This window comes from Mycobacterium sp. TH-M103, assembly GCF_057473785.1.
This window is the reverse complement of record NZ_JBYCLG010000336.1, coordinates 1-13,337: the sequence shown is the minus strand read 5'-3', so window position 1 is coordinate 13,337 and position 13,337 is coordinate 1. Positions and strand designations below refer to the sequence as shown.

Sequence of the window (13,337 nt, the reverse complement as noted above, 5' to 3'; positions counted from 1 at the left end):
CGCCGAACATGTTTCCGTGGTCGGTCATCCCGACCGCGGGCATCCCCAGCCGCTCCACCTCGGCGAGCATCGGCGTGATCTTCGCGGCACCGTCCAGCATCGAGTACTCGGTGTGGTTATGCAGGTGCACGAAAGAGGACTGGTTCATAGGGAGGCCAGTCTATGACCGAGGACCGACGCCGTTCGGGCGTGTCGCGAAGTGTGTCTTGCGGGCCTACCCGTAAAGCTCCACGAAGCGCTCGAGCGACTTCTGCACGTCGCCTTTGACGGCACGGGCGGCGGCCGAGCCCACCGGGCCGAACAGGGGACGTCCGCCCAGCTCGAGACGCAGGCCGAGGGTCGACCCAGCGGCGGTGGGCCGCACTGTGAGCGTCACGCCGTACCTGGCGCCGCCCTTGCCGGCCCCCGACATCGCGACCTCGTGCGGCGGGTTCCACGTGGTCACCGTCCAGGTGACGCGGTTGCGCATGCCCTTGGCCCGTGCCACGCCGACGATCTCGGTGCCCTCGGTGATCTCGTCGGGCAACTCGCTGCGCCACCCCTCGTGCATGACCAGCCACTCACCGAGCTCCGAGAGGTCCGATACCCGGTCCCACATGTCGTGGGGACTCATCGGCATGTCGGCGGTCATGTCCAGCGCGGCCATGGCGTGAGCCTAGCCCCGGCGCCGGCGCGGGCCGCGTGGAGCTCGTGTCGCGACACACGCGATTTGTCGCTACAAGGCGGGCGAAGAGCGAGCCGTCCGGCGCAGAGGCTGGTGTGACGACTGCGACCGACGAGACGGTAGTGGCCTGCGATGCTCCGACGGCGGCGGCCCGGGATCGCCTCGGGCGCTTAGCGGTCCGGCCCGCCGCGCAGGCGCTGACCGATCCGCAGGGCGGGCAGCAGCACGCTGCGTGGCGCGAACCTGCCGCTCATGCTGACCGCCTTGGGCACCACTCCCGGCACCACGCTGCGCTTGCCGGCGAGCATCCCCTCGATCGCGGCCTCGGCGACGTCACGCGGGGAGACCTGCGCCACCGGGATGCTGAAGCGCTCGGCACTGGCGATCTCGGCCCACTCGGTGGGCACCGGTCCGGGACACAGACAGGTGACCGACACGCCCGTCCCGTGCAGTTCTTCGTGGACGGCCTCGGAGAACGTCTGCACGAAAGCCTTGGTGGCCGAATAGACCGCCATGTAGGGCATCGGCTGGAACCCGGCGATCGACGCGATGTTCAGCACCGCGCCGACACCGCGCTCGACCATGCCGGCCAGGGCGGCGTGGGTGAGTTCCATCAACACCAGCGAGTTGAGGGTGACTTCTTCGCTTTCGCGTTCGAGCGGCAGCGTGTGGAACAGCCCGCTGGTGCCGAAACCGGCGCTGTTGCACAACCCGGCGATCGGTTCGCCGCGCAGCCGACCCGCCAACTCGCCGCGCGATCGCGGTGCGGACAGATCGAGAGGCAGAACCTCCACCCCGACCGAGTAGTCCGCACCGATCTCGTCGGCCAGTTCGTCGAGGCGCTCGCGCCGGCGCGCGACCAGCAGCAGCGGGAAGCCGCGCCGCCCCAGTCCCCGCGCCAGTTCGGCGCCGATGCCGGAGGAGGCGCCGGTGATCACGACGGTGGCGCGGTTGTCGGGTTTCGGAAGGCTCATGGTGTCACCAATGTATCCCGCGGGTCGCGCGCACAAACGTCTCGCTGCGTTTGTCCAGTTCGGCTGCATCGGAAGCGGATTCGCGACCCTTGGCGGCCTCGGAGTCGCTGAACATCCCGAAGGCGCGGTTGCGCACCATGTCCATGACCGCCGGGTTCACGGCGTCGGCGACGGCGGCGAACTGCCCGAAGGGCGAGCTCGCGCGCCGCGGCCGGTGCACGATGGCGTCGGCGATCACACCGGCGGCCTGTTCGGGCGTCAGCGCCGGGAACTTCTCGTACATCGTGGTGGGACTGATCATCGGGGTGCGCACCAGCGCCATGTGCACCGTGGTGAACCGGACGCCGTCGTTGACCGTCTCGGCCTGCAGCGAGTCGCACAGGCTGTCCAGCGCGGCCTTGCTGGCAATGTAGGCGCCGAAGCGCGGCGCGCGGGTCTGCACCCCGACCGACGAGACGTTGATGATCTGACCCGAGCCGCGTTCCCGCATCCCGGGGATGAACTTGAGGATGAGCTGCACGGCGCCGAGGTAGTTCAGCTGCATGGTCCGCTGGTAGTCGTGAATCCGGTCGTAGGACAGTTCCAGCGAGCGCCGGATCGAGCGCCCGGCGTTGTTGATCAGGATGTCGACGCCGCCCAGGTCGGCGAGCACCTGGTCGGCCATCGCGGCGATGGCGTCGGTGTCCGACAGGTCGCACGGATAGACATGGGCGGTTCCGCCTTTGCCGCGGATCTCGTCCGCGACCTTCTCGAGCTTTTCGAGGGTGCGGGCGACCAGCACCACGGTGCCACCCGCCTCCGCGATCTTCTTCGCGGCCGCCTCCCCGATGCCCGAGGACCCGCCGGTGATGAGCACCACCTTGCCCTCGACGGCGTCCTCGAGGGTGCGCCCCTGCACCGCGTCGAGCACGTTGCGCCAGTAGAACGGCCGGTAGCGCCCGGCCGAGTTGGGAGTGTTCACCAGATTGGACACAGCGGCCAGCGGTTTCTCGACCAGGTTGGTGAGGTCACCGAGGTTCATCAGCGGTCGCTCCTGAGGACAGGGTGGATGGTGTGACGCGGGTCATAGCGCAAACCTAGGACATCGGTCGGCGAATGGCTGTGGATAGCGACAGATTCCCGTCGTCTACGCCCGGGGACTCTCGAGGCCGCCCGCAAGATAACAGCCGGGCAAAGATCTGAGCACACGCTGCGAACAACCTGTGGACAACGCGGTGTAGCGCATACGACACCCGTCGAACGAGTCATACTTGGCAGGTATGAGACTGCTGCCCGCCACCGTCGCGGCCCTGGTCTTGAGCGTCTGCGGGTTGGCCGCAGCCCATCCAGCGGCCGGCACCACCGCGGGCGCCGACTGCGCCGCGCCGGTCAACGCGGTCAAACGGTTGATCTGCGCCGACCCGCATCTGAGCGAGCTCAACCACCGGACCAAGACCGCCTATCACAAGGCGCTGGCACGGCCCGGCGCCGACCGTGCGGCCCTGATGTCGGCGCGGAAGGACTGGAAGGCCGCCCGCGACGGCTGCGCCTACAACACCGAGGTCCGCCGCTGCGTGCTCGCCGCTTATCAACCCGCGGGCTTCGGCCAGCTCACCTCGCAGTTCTACCGCCAGCTGGCCCCGCCGAGCGCGGTGCTCAACTGGAAGGGTGACCACCAGGTTCTGTTCCTGCAACGGTCCGGCTACCGCGGCTCGGACAGCGCCGAGCACCGGGGCGAGCCCAAGCTGGTTTTCAACGGCGCGACGTTCATCTGCCGCCCCGAGTGAGCCGGGCCGCGCCCGCATGACTCGCACCTTCGAGGATGTGGTTGCCGAAGCCGAGCAGGTCTCGGTGGACGGTTGGGATTTCTCCTGGCTCGACGGACGGGCGACCGAGGAGCGCCCGTCCTGGGGTTACCAACGGCTGATGAGCCGGCGGTTGGCGGACGCGACGGCCGCCTGCGACCTCGACACCGGGGGCGGCGAGGTGCTCGCCGGCGCCGAGAAGTTCCCGCCCGCGATGGTCGCCACGGAGTCGTGGCCGCCCAACGCGGCCCTGGCCACCAAGCTGTTGCATCCGCGCGGCGTGGTGGTCGTGAAGACAAAGGACGAGGCCGAGTTGCCGTTCGCCGATGAAGCGTTCGACCTGGTGACCAGCCGGCATGCCATCACCGTGCGGTGGCCCGAGATCGCGCGGGTGCTGCGCCCGGGCGGCACCTACCTGGCGCAACAGATCGGCCCGGCGACCATGGCGGAGCTCGTCGAATACTTCATCGGGCCGCAGCCGGAGAAATGGGCCGAGCTGAGTCCGGACCACCAAGCCGCGCAGGCCCAAGCCGCCGGGTTGCAGGTGGTGGAGATGCGGATGGAGCGGATGCGCGCCGAGTTCTTCGACATCGGGGCCGTCATCTATTTCCTGCGCAAGGTGATCTGGACGGTGCCGGACTTCACGGTCCAGCGCTACCGCGAGCGGCTGGCCGAACTCCACGAGCGCATTCAGGCCGAGGGCTCCTTCGTCGCCCACTCCGCGCGGGTCCTCGCCGAGGCGCGCAAGCCCGCGTGATTCACCCTTCGGCCCGCAGCACGTCCAGGGCGTGCTGCAGGTCGGGCGGGTAGGGGCTGACGAACTCGACCCGCCGGCCGTCGGCCGGATGGACGAACGACAGGGACCGCGCGTGCAGCCATTGTCGTTCCAGGCCAAGCCTTTTCGCCAGCACCGGATCGGCCCCGTAGGTGAGGTCCCCGCAGCACGGGTGGTGCAGCGCGGCGAAATGCACCCGGATCTGGTGCGTGCGGCCGGTTTCCAGGTGCACGTTGAGCAGGCTGGCGGCGATGAAGGCCTCGCACGTGTCGTAGTGGGTGAGGCTGTGCCTGCCGTCCTTGGTGACCGCGAACTTCCACTCGGGGCCACGGTGGCGTCCGATCGGGGCGTCGATCGTCCCACTGGACGGATCCGGATGCCCTTGCACCAGCGCGTGGTAACGCTTGTCGACGGTGCGCTGCTTGAAGGCCCGTTTGAGCGCGGTGTAGGCGCGCTCGGACAACGCCACCACCATCACCCCGGAGGTGCCGACGTCGAGGCGATGCACGATCCCCTGCCGTTCGGGCACTCCCGACGTGGTGATCCGATAGCCCGCGGCGGCCAGGCCCCCCAACACCGTGGGCCCGCTCCAGCCGACGGACGCGTGCGCGGCCACCGCCGCCGGCTTGTCGACCACGACGATGTCCTCGTCGGAGTACAGGATCGTCATCCCCTCGATGTCGACGGGCGTGTTCTCCAGCGGCGGCGGCGCTTCGGGTATCCGCACCTGCAGCCAGGCGCCGGGTGTGAGCCGGTCGGACTTCCCGGCCGGCGCGCCGTCCAGTTCGACACCCCCCTCTTCGGCGATGGCCGCCGCGGCGCTGCGCGACAACCCCAGCAGGCGCGCCAGTCCGGCGTCGACACGCATGCCCGCCAGGCCCTCCGGGACGGGCATCGAGCGCTCGGTCAACGCCGGCCGGCCTTGCGCCGGCCCGCAGTGTCGAAGTCGTAGCCGAACACCGACAGCACCACCAGCAGGATGGCCCCGCCGACCACAGCCGGGTCGGCGACGTTGAACACCGGCCACCACCCGACCGACAGGAAGTCCACGACGTGTCCCCGCAGCGGGCCGGGCGACCGGAAGAACCGGTCGACCAGGTTGCCCGTCGCGCCGCCCAGGATCATGCCGAGGCCCACCGCCCACCACGGCGACACCAGCCGCCGCCCCATCCAGAAGATGCCGACCACCACACAGGTAGCGATCAGCGTCAGCATCCAGGTGTACCCGGTCGCCATCGAGAACGCGGCCCCCGAATTGCGCACCAAGGTCCAGGTCACCGTGTCACCGATGATGGAAACCGGCTGGCCCGGCGGCAGCAGCTTGACGGCGAGCACCTTGGTCACGACGTCCAAGGTCAGCACGACCGCGGCGACCGACAGCAACAGGCGCAGCCGCCGGGGCGGGTTCGCCGGGCTCCGCGGGCCAGAGCCTTCCGGTTCCCCGGATTCCGCGGCCGCCGTCACCGACTCCGCCGATCCACTGGGTTCCTCAGACACTCCCCCATCATCCCCTAAAGCCATTGCGGGATGATCCCCCCATGGCCCGGCTCACCGTCATCACCACCGGAGGCACGATCGCGACCAGTACCGGCGCCGACGGGGTGCGCCGGCCCACCCGCAGCGGAGCGGAGCTGATGTCGGGCCTGAACGTCGACCAGGACGTCGAGGACATCGACGTCGTCGACGTCCTGGCCGTGGACAGCTCGCAGCTGACCCCGCCCGATTGGGACCGCATCGGCGCCGCGGTTCGGGCGGCGGTCGACGGCGGCGCCGACGGCGTGGTCGTCACGCACGGCACCGACACCCTCGAAGAGACCGCGCTGTGGCTGGAACTGACCTATGCGGGGGCCGCACCGGTGGTGGTGACCGGCGCGATGCGCAGCGCCGACGCCCCCGACGCGGACGGTCCGGACAACCTGCGCGACGCGCTGGCCGTCGCGGCCAGCCCGGCGGCGGCCGGCCTCGGCGTGGTGGTGTGCTTCGCGGGCCGCGTGCTGCAACCGCTAGGCCTCTACAAGGTGACCACCTCGGACCTGAGCGGCTTCACCGGCGAACTGCTCGGCACCGTCGACGGCGAGGTGACGCTGACCCGCACCAAGACCCGGCCCTACGTCGGCGACCTGAACGCGGCCGAGGCGCCCCGGGTCGACATCGTCGCGGTGTACCCCGGCAGTGACGCGGTCGCGCTGGATGCGTGCGCGGCCGCCGGCGCCGCGGCCGTCGTGCTCGAGGCGGTGGGTTCGGGCAACGCCGGGGCGGCGGTGATCGACGGGGTCCGCCGGCACTGCCGCGACGGCGTGGTGGTCGCGGTGTCCACCCGGGTGCCCGGAGCGCGGGTCAGGGCGGGCTACGGCCCCGGCCAGGAACTGGTGGAGGCCGGCGCCGTGCTGGTGCCCCGCCTGCGGCCTTCCCAGGCCCGGCTGCTGCTGATGGCCGCGCTGGCCGCCGGACTACCGGTCGCCGCGGTCATCGCCCGCTGGGGCTGACGAATCGGCTTGCAGCGGAACGACATAGTCCGGCCAGGCCAGGGAGTCGACCGGGTTGGCGCCGACGAGGTCGCCGGTGTCGGCGGGGAACGTGCGCGCCTGCCCCGGACCGGAAGCACGGGTTTCGAAGCGCACGGTGACGACCCCGTGGCCCGCGCCCTGCACCCAGCCGTGACCGAGGTCGCGGTGGCCGACGTCGTCTCCGATCCGCCACGCCGACGTCTCCGCTTGGGCCGCGAACATCGCCTCGGTCGTGGTCTCGACGGGTGGGGATTCCACCTGGGACGCCGGCAGCTCCAAGTCCGGGAACAGCGACTCCTGCCGCACCTCAGTCAGCCCCGAAAAGCCAACGCCCAGAAGGCGAATCGGCCCGATCTCGCGGGGATCCAGCAGCAGCCGCCGGGCCGTCGCGACCAGCGCGCCGGCCTCGGTGGTGGCGTAGGGCAGCGTCGCCGAACGGGTCAGGGTGCTCATGTCGGATTTCTTCAGCTTGACCGTGACGGTGCGGGCGCCACGGCCGTCGCGCAGCAGCCGTCGATGCGCATGCTCGGCGATCGGTCCGATCGCCTCGAGCAACCGCTCCAGGCTGGTCAGGTCGGCCGCGAAGGTCGACTCGGCGCTGATCTGCTTGGCTTCGGCGCGCTCGGCGACGGGGCGGTCGTCGATGCCGAGGGCAAGCCGGTGCAGCGCCGGCCCGAGCGTCGCGCCCAGGATGTTTGCCGCCTCGACGTCGGTCAGCGCGGCCAGCTGCCCGATGGTCGCGATGCCGAGGCGGTGCAGCTTTTCCTCGGCGACGGGGCCGATTCCCCACAGCCGGCGCACCGGCAATCCGCCGAGCAGCGACCGTTCCTCGTCGCGGCGCACCACCCGGATTCCGTCGGGCTTGGCCAGGCCGGACGCGATCTTGGCGATCTGCTTGCCCGAGCCCGCGCCGACCGACGCCGTCAGCCCGGTTTCCTCGCGCACCCGGCGGCGCAGGTCCTCGCAGAACGTCTCGACGTCCGCGGCCGAGGCCCCGGCGAGCTGCACCGGCTCCCCGAAGCCCTCGTCGTGGGACAGCTGCTCGACCACCGGCAGCACCGAGCGCACGGTGTCGAAGACCCGCCGACTGGCCACGCCGTACACCACGCCGCGCGGCGGCAGCACCACCGCGGTGACCCCGATCAGCCGGCGGGCCTGGTGCATCGGCATGGCAGACCGGGCGCCGTACACCCGCGCCTCATAGCTGGCGCCCGCGACCACGCCCCGGCCGCCCAGGCCGCCGACCAGCACCGGCCGTCCCCGCAGGGTCGGTCGGGTGAGTTGTTCGACGGAGGCGAAGAACGCATCCATGTCCAGGTGCAGCACCCAGCGGGACTCCACACCTGCAGATGCTATTGGTCTAGGTTCGTCCGGTATGGCGATGAACCTGGCCCACCGGTGGTACTGCAACTCCGACCGCTGGAGTCGTGCGGTGCGGGCGCGCCTGTTGCCCTGGGTCCTCGGCGGCGTGGACCTGGGCGACAACACGCTGGAGATCGGCCCGGGCTACGGCGCCGTCCTGCGGCTGCTCGTCGACAGGACGCCGCGCCTCACCGCGGTCGAGATCGATCCGCCGATGGCGCAGCGCCTGCAACGGCTTTACGGAGACCGGGCGCACATCGTCAACGCCGACGGCACGAACACCGGATTGCCGGCCGGCGAGTTCAGCTCGGTGGTGTCGTTCACCATGCTGCACCACGTGCCGACCGCCGAACTACAGGACCGGTTGTTCGCCGAGGCCTTCCGGGTGCTGCGGCCCGGTGGTGTGTTCGCCGGCAGCGACAGCGTGTCCTCGCTGCGCTTCCGGCTCCTGCACATTCGCGACACCTGCAACACGGTCTCGCCCTCGACGCTGCCGGATCGCCTGCGCGCGGCTGGTTTTCGTGACATCCAAGTCGAGGTTCGGGGAGGCCGGCTGCGCTGGCGTGCTCGCAAGGGCTAGCCTTCGCCGAGATCGACGTTGCGCAGGGCCGCTCTCGCGATTTTCCTGCCAAATGTCGATTTCGCGTGCTGTCGGCGGCCGGTGTCACCATGCGGGCGTGAGGAACGTCTTTCTCGGCGGACAGGCCGTGGCGGCCGGCCCGCACGGCCTTCGATCTGGGCCGGCATCTGCCGCGCGCGGAGGCGGTGGCGCGGCTCGACGCACTCATGTACGCGACACCATTCGACCCAGCGGGTGTGCTGGAGCTCGCCAGGCGTTACCCCGGAGCCCGGGGCCTGCGGCGGCTGCGCGCGGTGCTGCCGCTCGTCGACGGTGGCGCCGCGTCCCCGAAGGAGACCTGGCTGCGGCTGTTGTTGATCGACGCGGGCTTTCCGCGGCCGGTCACACAGATACCGGTCGTCGAGGGCTGGCAACCCATCCGCTTCCTCGACATGGGCTGGAAGGACCGCAAGGTCGCCGCCGAGTACGACGGCGATCAGCATCGGACCAACCGCAAGCAGTACGTGAAAGACATTCGCTGTCAGGCGAAACTGCAGCGACTGGGCTGGATCGTCGTGCGGGTGGTAGCCGAGGACAGCGAAGAGGACATCATCGGCCGCGTCAGTGAGGCACTCGACCGTCGCGGATATCGCCGAGATTGACGTATTGCAGGCCCGCTCTCGCGGTTTGTCTGCAAAACGTCAATCTCGGCTCAGGCTCACCAGGACGCCGTCCCCGATCGCGACGGCGTCCGCTCCCGGCTCGCCGAATTCGAAGCTGGTGGCCAGGATTTCACCGGCGATCAGGTCGCGATGCGTCGCCGCCCAGTCGAGGCGCCCGGCGGGCACCGACATCACCACGGCGATGCGGTCGGAGACGTCCAGTCCGGTCGACTTTCGCAGCTCCTGCAGCTCACGGATCCGGTCCTTGGCCCAGCCCTCGGCCTCCAGCTCGGGCGTCACCGTGCCGTCGAGCACGACCAGGCCGGCCCCGTCGGGCAGCGCCGCGGTGAACTCCGGGTCGGCGGCCACCAGCCGCGAGCTGTACTCGCCCGGTTGCAGCACCGCCGGGCCCGCGGTCAGGGTGCCGTCCGGGTTGACGACGCCCTCGCCGGCCTTGACCGCCTTGATCGCGGCCTGCACGTCCTTGCCCAGCCGCGGCCCGGCCACCCGGGCATTCACGGTCAGCTCGAAACGGCCGTAGGTGTCGATGGCGTCGGTCAGCTCGACGGCCTTGACGTTGAGCTCGTCGGCAATGAGGCCGACATACGGCTCGAGGCTCTGCGGATTCTCCACTGCCACGGTCAGCTTCGGCAGCGGCAGCCGCACCCGGAGCTTCTTGGCCTTGCGCAGCGAGGACGCCGACGAGCACACGTCGCGGACCTGGTCCATCGCGGCCACGAGGTCCGGGTCGGCGGGCGCGACGCCCGCTTCGGGCCAGTCGGTCAGGTGCACCGAGCGCCCGCCGGTCAGACCGCGCCAGATGATCTCGGTGACCGACGGCAACAGCGGAGCGGCCAGCCGCGCGGTCACCTCCAGCACGGTGTGCAGGGTGTCGACGGCGTCGGGGTCCTCCTCCCAGAACCGCGAACGCGACCGCCGCACATACCAGTTCGTCAACGCCTCGGTGAACTGGCGCAGATGCTCGCAGGCCCGGGAGATGTCGCAGGTCTCCATCTCCGCGGTGAGGTCCTCGCGCAGCACCGCCAGCTTGGCCAGGATGTAGCGGTCCAGCACGTGCGGCGAGTCGGTGCGCCAGGTGCCGACCTTCGGCGCGTACAGGGCCAGGAAGCTGTAGGCGTTCCACAGCGGCAGCAGCACCTGGCGCACGCCCTCGCGGATGCCCTGCTCGGTGACGATCAGGTTGCCGCCGCGCAGGATCGGCGAGGCCATCAGGAACCAGCGCATGGCGTCGGAGCCGTCCCGGTCGAACACCTCGGTGACGTCGGGGTAGTTGCGCAGCGACTTGCTCATCTTCTGGCCGTCGGATCCCAGCACGATGCCATGTGCCACACAGGTTTTGAACGCCGGGCGGTCGAACAGGGCGGTGGCCAGCACGTGCAGCGTGTAGAACCAGCCGCGGGTCTGGCCGATGTACTCGACGATGAAGTCGCCCGGGTAGTGCGTCTGGAACCAATCCGCGTTGTCGAACGGGTAGTGCACCTGCGCGTACGGCATCGAGCCCGAGTCGAACCACACGTCGAGCACGTCGGAGATGCGCCGCATGGTGCTGCGACCGGTCGGATCGTCGGGGTTGGGCCGGGTGAGCTCGTCGATGTAGGGCCGGTGCAGGTTGTCCGGGCGCACCCCGAAGTCGCGCTCCAGCTCGTCCAGACTGCCGTAGACGTCGACGCGGGGATAGGCCGGGTCGTCGGACTTCCACACCGGAATCGGGGTACCCCAGTAGCGGTTTCGCGAGATCGACCAGTCGCGGGCGCCGGCCAGCCACTTGCCGAACTGGCCGCGCTTGACGTGCTCGGGGTACCAGGTGATCTGCTCGTTGAGCTCCACCATGCGGTCCCGGAACTCGGTGACCGAGACGAACCACGACGACACCGCCCGGTAGATCAGCGGATTGCGGCAGCGCCAGCAGTGCGGGTAGGGGTGCTCGTAGGTCTCGTGGCGCAGCAGCACCGCGCCGTTGGCCGCGGCCGCCCCGCTCCCGTTCTTCAGGTCCCGGATGATCTGCGCGTTGGCGTCGAACACGTGCTGGCCCTGGTAGTCCGGGACTCCCGCGTCGAAGCGGCCCTTCGCGTCGACCGGGGTCACCGGCACGATGCCCGCCGCCTCGCAAACCGCCATGTCGTCCTCACCGTAAGCCGGTGCCATGTGCACAATCCCGGTGCCGTCCTCGGTGGTCACGAAGTCGCCCGGCAGCACCTGAAAAGCCTTGGGGCTCTCCATGAAATACGGGAACGGCGGCAGGTAGCGCACGCCCAGCAGGTCGGCGCCCCGCCAGGTGCCCAGGATCTCGGGCTCCTCCCCCAACTCGCGCGCATAGGCGGCCAGTCGCGCTTCGGCCAGCACGTAGCGCCGGCCGCCGGCCCCGACGACCACGTAGGTCACCTCCGGGTTGACGGCGACCGCCAGGTTCGACGGCAAGGTCCACGGCGTCGTCGTCCAGATCAGCAGGTACGCACCGTCCACCGGGCCACCTACCGCTTTGAAGCCGACCGTGAGCGCGGGGTCCTGGCGACTCTGGTAGACGTCGTCGTCCATCCGCAATTCGTGGTTGGACAAGGGGGTTTCGTCGCGCCAGCAGTACGGCAGCACCCGGTAGCCCTCGTAGGCCAGGCCCTTGTCCCACAGCCGCTTGAACGCCCAGATCACCGACTCCATGTACGGCAGGTCGAGCGTCTTGTAGTCGTTGTCGAAGTCCACCCAGCGGCCCTGCCGGGTGACGTAGGCCTGCCATTCGTCGGTGTAGCGCAGCACCGATTCGCGACAGGCGTCGTTGAACGCGGCGATGCCCATCGCGTCGATCTGCGACTTGTCGGTGATCCCCAGCTGGCGCTCGACTTCCAGCTCGGCGGGCAGCCCGTGGGTGTCCCAGCCGAAACGGCGCTCCACCTTGTAGCCGCGCATGGTGCGATACCGCGGGACGATGTCTTTGACGTATCCGGTGAGCAGGTGCCCGTAATGCGGCAGCCCGTTTGCGAACGGCGGCCCGTCGTAGAAGACGTATTCCGGGGCGCCGTCGCGGCGGGCGATGCTGGCGCGAAACGTGTCGTCGCGGTCCCAGAAGGCGAGAACCTCGAGCTCGAGCGCCGGGAAGTCGGGCGCCCGGCCGACCAGTTTGGGATAAGCCTTGTCCGTCACGTCGTGCGTCGTCTCCTGTGCCAAACGCCGTTACAGGGACGACGCCGCGCCGGGTGCGCGAGCGCCGCGGTACCACCCCGCTTGCCGCACTTTCGCGTGGCCGCTCATTGAAAGGCTGTGACGGGCCTACCCGTTCGGGTCTACTGGGCCGAGCTGGCTGTTCTTCCGAAGGCTCCCCGGTGATGGCCGGATCGATGCCGTTGGGTCGATTCTACCCAGCACTCAGGCGCGGACTTCGAGCACGCCGACGCGCCACAGCGCCGCATACACGTGCCGCAGCGGGATGCACAGCAGGTGAGCCGCGCCGTCGACCAGGGGGTCGCCGCCGAACGGCAGGCTGGCCGACCGGCGGGTGGCCTTCTTGGGCGCGGGCGCCGCAGCCGCGTCGGTGTCGCGCACCACCGTCAGCGTGCGGACGGGCGCCGGGCTTACCACTTCGTCGTACAGGGCTGCGGTCATCATCGCCTCCTCGGGGACTTCCAAAACGAGAACTGACTGGACTGACGCGTCCCGTCCCGTTGTGGTTCCGTCCCCAGAACGCCTGGCTGGTAAGCCTATTGGCGTAGTGACAACTCAGCCGAGTATGTCGTGCCGGAGAACGGATCGGGACGAGACGAAGTTCGGATTTCGACCCGGACTATCGCTGGAACTCATGCGTCCCTCACCTCCTCTACGGTCACGACTCGTGCGGACTACCCGCACGATCAGCGCGCACGCGTGGAATACAGGACCCGACGACCGTCGGAGACCGGCACCCCTCTCGTCAGAGTTTTGACACCACACGACGTGATCCGGTTGCCCGGAAGCCACCTGGGCTCAACCCTTAAGCCGGGAGGAGCTGTCCTGACCCGGGGCGTCTTTCGACGTTCGGGGTCAGTGGCCTGTATTCGTGTA

General features: G+C 69.7%; 13 protein-coding genes, 1 pseudogene and 1 riboswitch. Of the genes and pseudogenes, 5 read left to right on the top strand and 9 right to left on the bottom strand.

All coding sequences use genetic code 11. The annotated features are described in order from the left end of the window. The 4 genes from AC2VOR_RS18710 to AC2VOR_RS18695 form a co-directional block, all read right to left on the bottom strand. Window positions 1-148, bottom strand: a 148-nt coding sequence (locus AC2VOR_RS18710) for a PHP domain-containing protein (protein WP_486964288.1), incomplete at its 3' end; no start/stop codon positions are given. A 66-nt stretch (window positions 149-214) separates the two neighbouring features. Then, a complete protein-coding gene (locus tag AC2VOR_RS18705; RefSeq protein ID WP_486964287.1) occupies window positions 215-646 on the bottom strand; it encodes a type II toxin-antitoxin system Rv0910 family toxin in 432 nt (143 codons plus the stop codon). A 188-nt stretch (window positions 647-834) separates the two neighbouring features. Then, window positions 835-1,638: an SDR family NAD(P)-dependent oxidoreductase gene (locus AC2VOR_RS18700; protein ID WP_369739044.1), complete on the bottom strand. Its 804-nt coding sequence runs from the start codon at window positions 1,636-1,638 to the stop codon at window positions 835-837. 4 nt (window positions 1,639-1,642) lie between these two features. Next, window positions 1,643-2,659 carry an SDR family NAD(P)-dependent oxidoreductase gene (locus AC2VOR_RS18695; RefSeq protein WP_369739045.1) on the bottom strand — a complete coding sequence of 339 codons (1,017 nt, stop codon included), beginning with the start codon at window positions 2,657-2,659 and terminating at the stop codon, window positions 1,643-1,645. Between the two features lie 238 nt (window positions 2,660-2,897). Between AC2VOR_RS18695 and AC2VOR_RS18690 the strand changes: the two genes are divergently transcribed. Together AC2VOR_RS18690 and AC2VOR_RS18685 are read left to right on the top strand one after the other, a co-directional pair. Continuing rightward, on the top strand, window positions 2,898-3,404 hold the full coding sequence (locus tag AC2VOR_RS18690; RefSeq protein WP_369739047.1) for a lysozyme inhibitor LprI family protein: 507 nt from the start codon (window positions 2,898-2,900) through the stop codon (window positions 3,402-3,404). 16 nt (window positions 3,405-3,420) lie between these two features. Continuing rightward, entirely contained in the window at window positions 3,421-4,179 is a 759-nt protein-coding gene (locus AC2VOR_RS18685; protein ID WP_369739048.1) for a class I SAM-dependent methyltransferase, read from the top strand. Between the two features lies 1 nt (window position 4,180). On the opposite strand, the gene AC2VOR_RS18680 is transcribed toward AC2VOR_RS18685, so the two are convergent. Together AC2VOR_RS18680 and lspA are read right to left on the bottom strand one after the other, a co-directional pair. After that, the gene (locus tag AC2VOR_RS18680; RefSeq protein WP_369739050.1) at window positions 4,181-5,107 is read right to left on the bottom strand and encodes an RluA family pseudouridine synthase; all 927 of its coding nucleotides are present in this window, start codon (window positions 5,105-5,107) and stop codon (window positions 4,181-4,183) included. Beyond that, window positions 5,104-5,694: a signal peptidase II gene (gene lspA, locus AC2VOR_RS18675; protein ID WP_369739051.1), complete on the bottom strand. Its 591-nt coding sequence runs from the start codon at window positions 5,692-5,694 to the stop codon at window positions 5,104-5,106. Before lspA ends, AC2VOR_RS18680 begins: the two co-directional genes overlap by 4 nt. 41 nt (window positions 5,695-5,735) lie before the next feature. Here lspA and AC2VOR_RS18670 point away from each other — a divergent pair, with 41 nt between their 5' ends. Then, window positions 5,736-6,683, top strand: coding sequence for an asparaginase (locus AC2VOR_RS18670; protein ID WP_369739052.1), 948 nt, complete (start codon window positions 5,736-5,738; stop codon window positions 6,681-6,683). Here AC2VOR_RS18670 and AC2VOR_RS18665 read toward each other — a convergent pair. Continuing rightward, complete coding sequence (locus tag AC2VOR_RS18665; RefSeq protein WP_475582074.1) at window positions 6,648-8,045, bottom strand: DNA polymerase IV; 1,398 nt, start codon at window positions 8,043-8,045, stop codon at window positions 6,648-6,650. The two genes, AC2VOR_RS18670 and AC2VOR_RS18665, sit on opposite strands and share 36 nt — an antisense overlap. A gap of 34 nt (window positions 8,046-8,079) precedes the next feature. Between AC2VOR_RS18665 and AC2VOR_RS18660 the strand changes: the two genes are divergently transcribed. Further along, window positions 8,080-8,646 (top strand): class I SAM-dependent methyltransferase, encoded by a 567-nt coding sequence (locus AC2VOR_RS18660; RefSeq protein WP_369739053.1) that lies wholly within the window; start codon window positions 8,080-8,082, stop codon window positions 8,644-8,646. A gap of 137 nt (window positions 8,647-8,783) precedes the next feature. Next, a pseudogene (locus AC2VOR_RS18655) lies at window positions 8,784-9,287 on the top strand (hypothetical protein); the annotation flags it as partial. A 39-nt stretch (window positions 9,288-9,326) separates the two neighbouring features. On the opposite strand, the gene ileS reads toward AC2VOR_RS18655, so the two are convergent. Both ileS and AC2VOR_RS18645 read right to left on the bottom strand, forming a co-directional pair. Beyond that, complete coding sequence (ileS, locus tag AC2VOR_RS18650) at window positions 9,327-12,443, bottom strand: isoleucine--tRNA ligase (protein ID WP_369739054.1); 3,117 nt, start codon at window positions 12,441-12,443, stop codon at window positions 9,327-9,329. A 222-nt stretch (window positions 12,444-12,665) separates the two neighbouring features. Next, on the bottom strand, window positions 12,666-12,902 hold the full coding sequence (locus AC2VOR_RS18645) for an Rv1535 family protein (RefSeq protein ID WP_369739056.1): 237 nt from the start codon (window positions 12,900-12,902) through the stop codon (window positions 12,666-12,668). Between the two features lie 289 nt (window positions 12,903-13,191). Continuing rightward, a riboswitch (M-box (ykoK) riboswitch) is annotated at window positions 13,192-13,337 on the bottom strand. This riboswitch is flagged as partial in the annotation.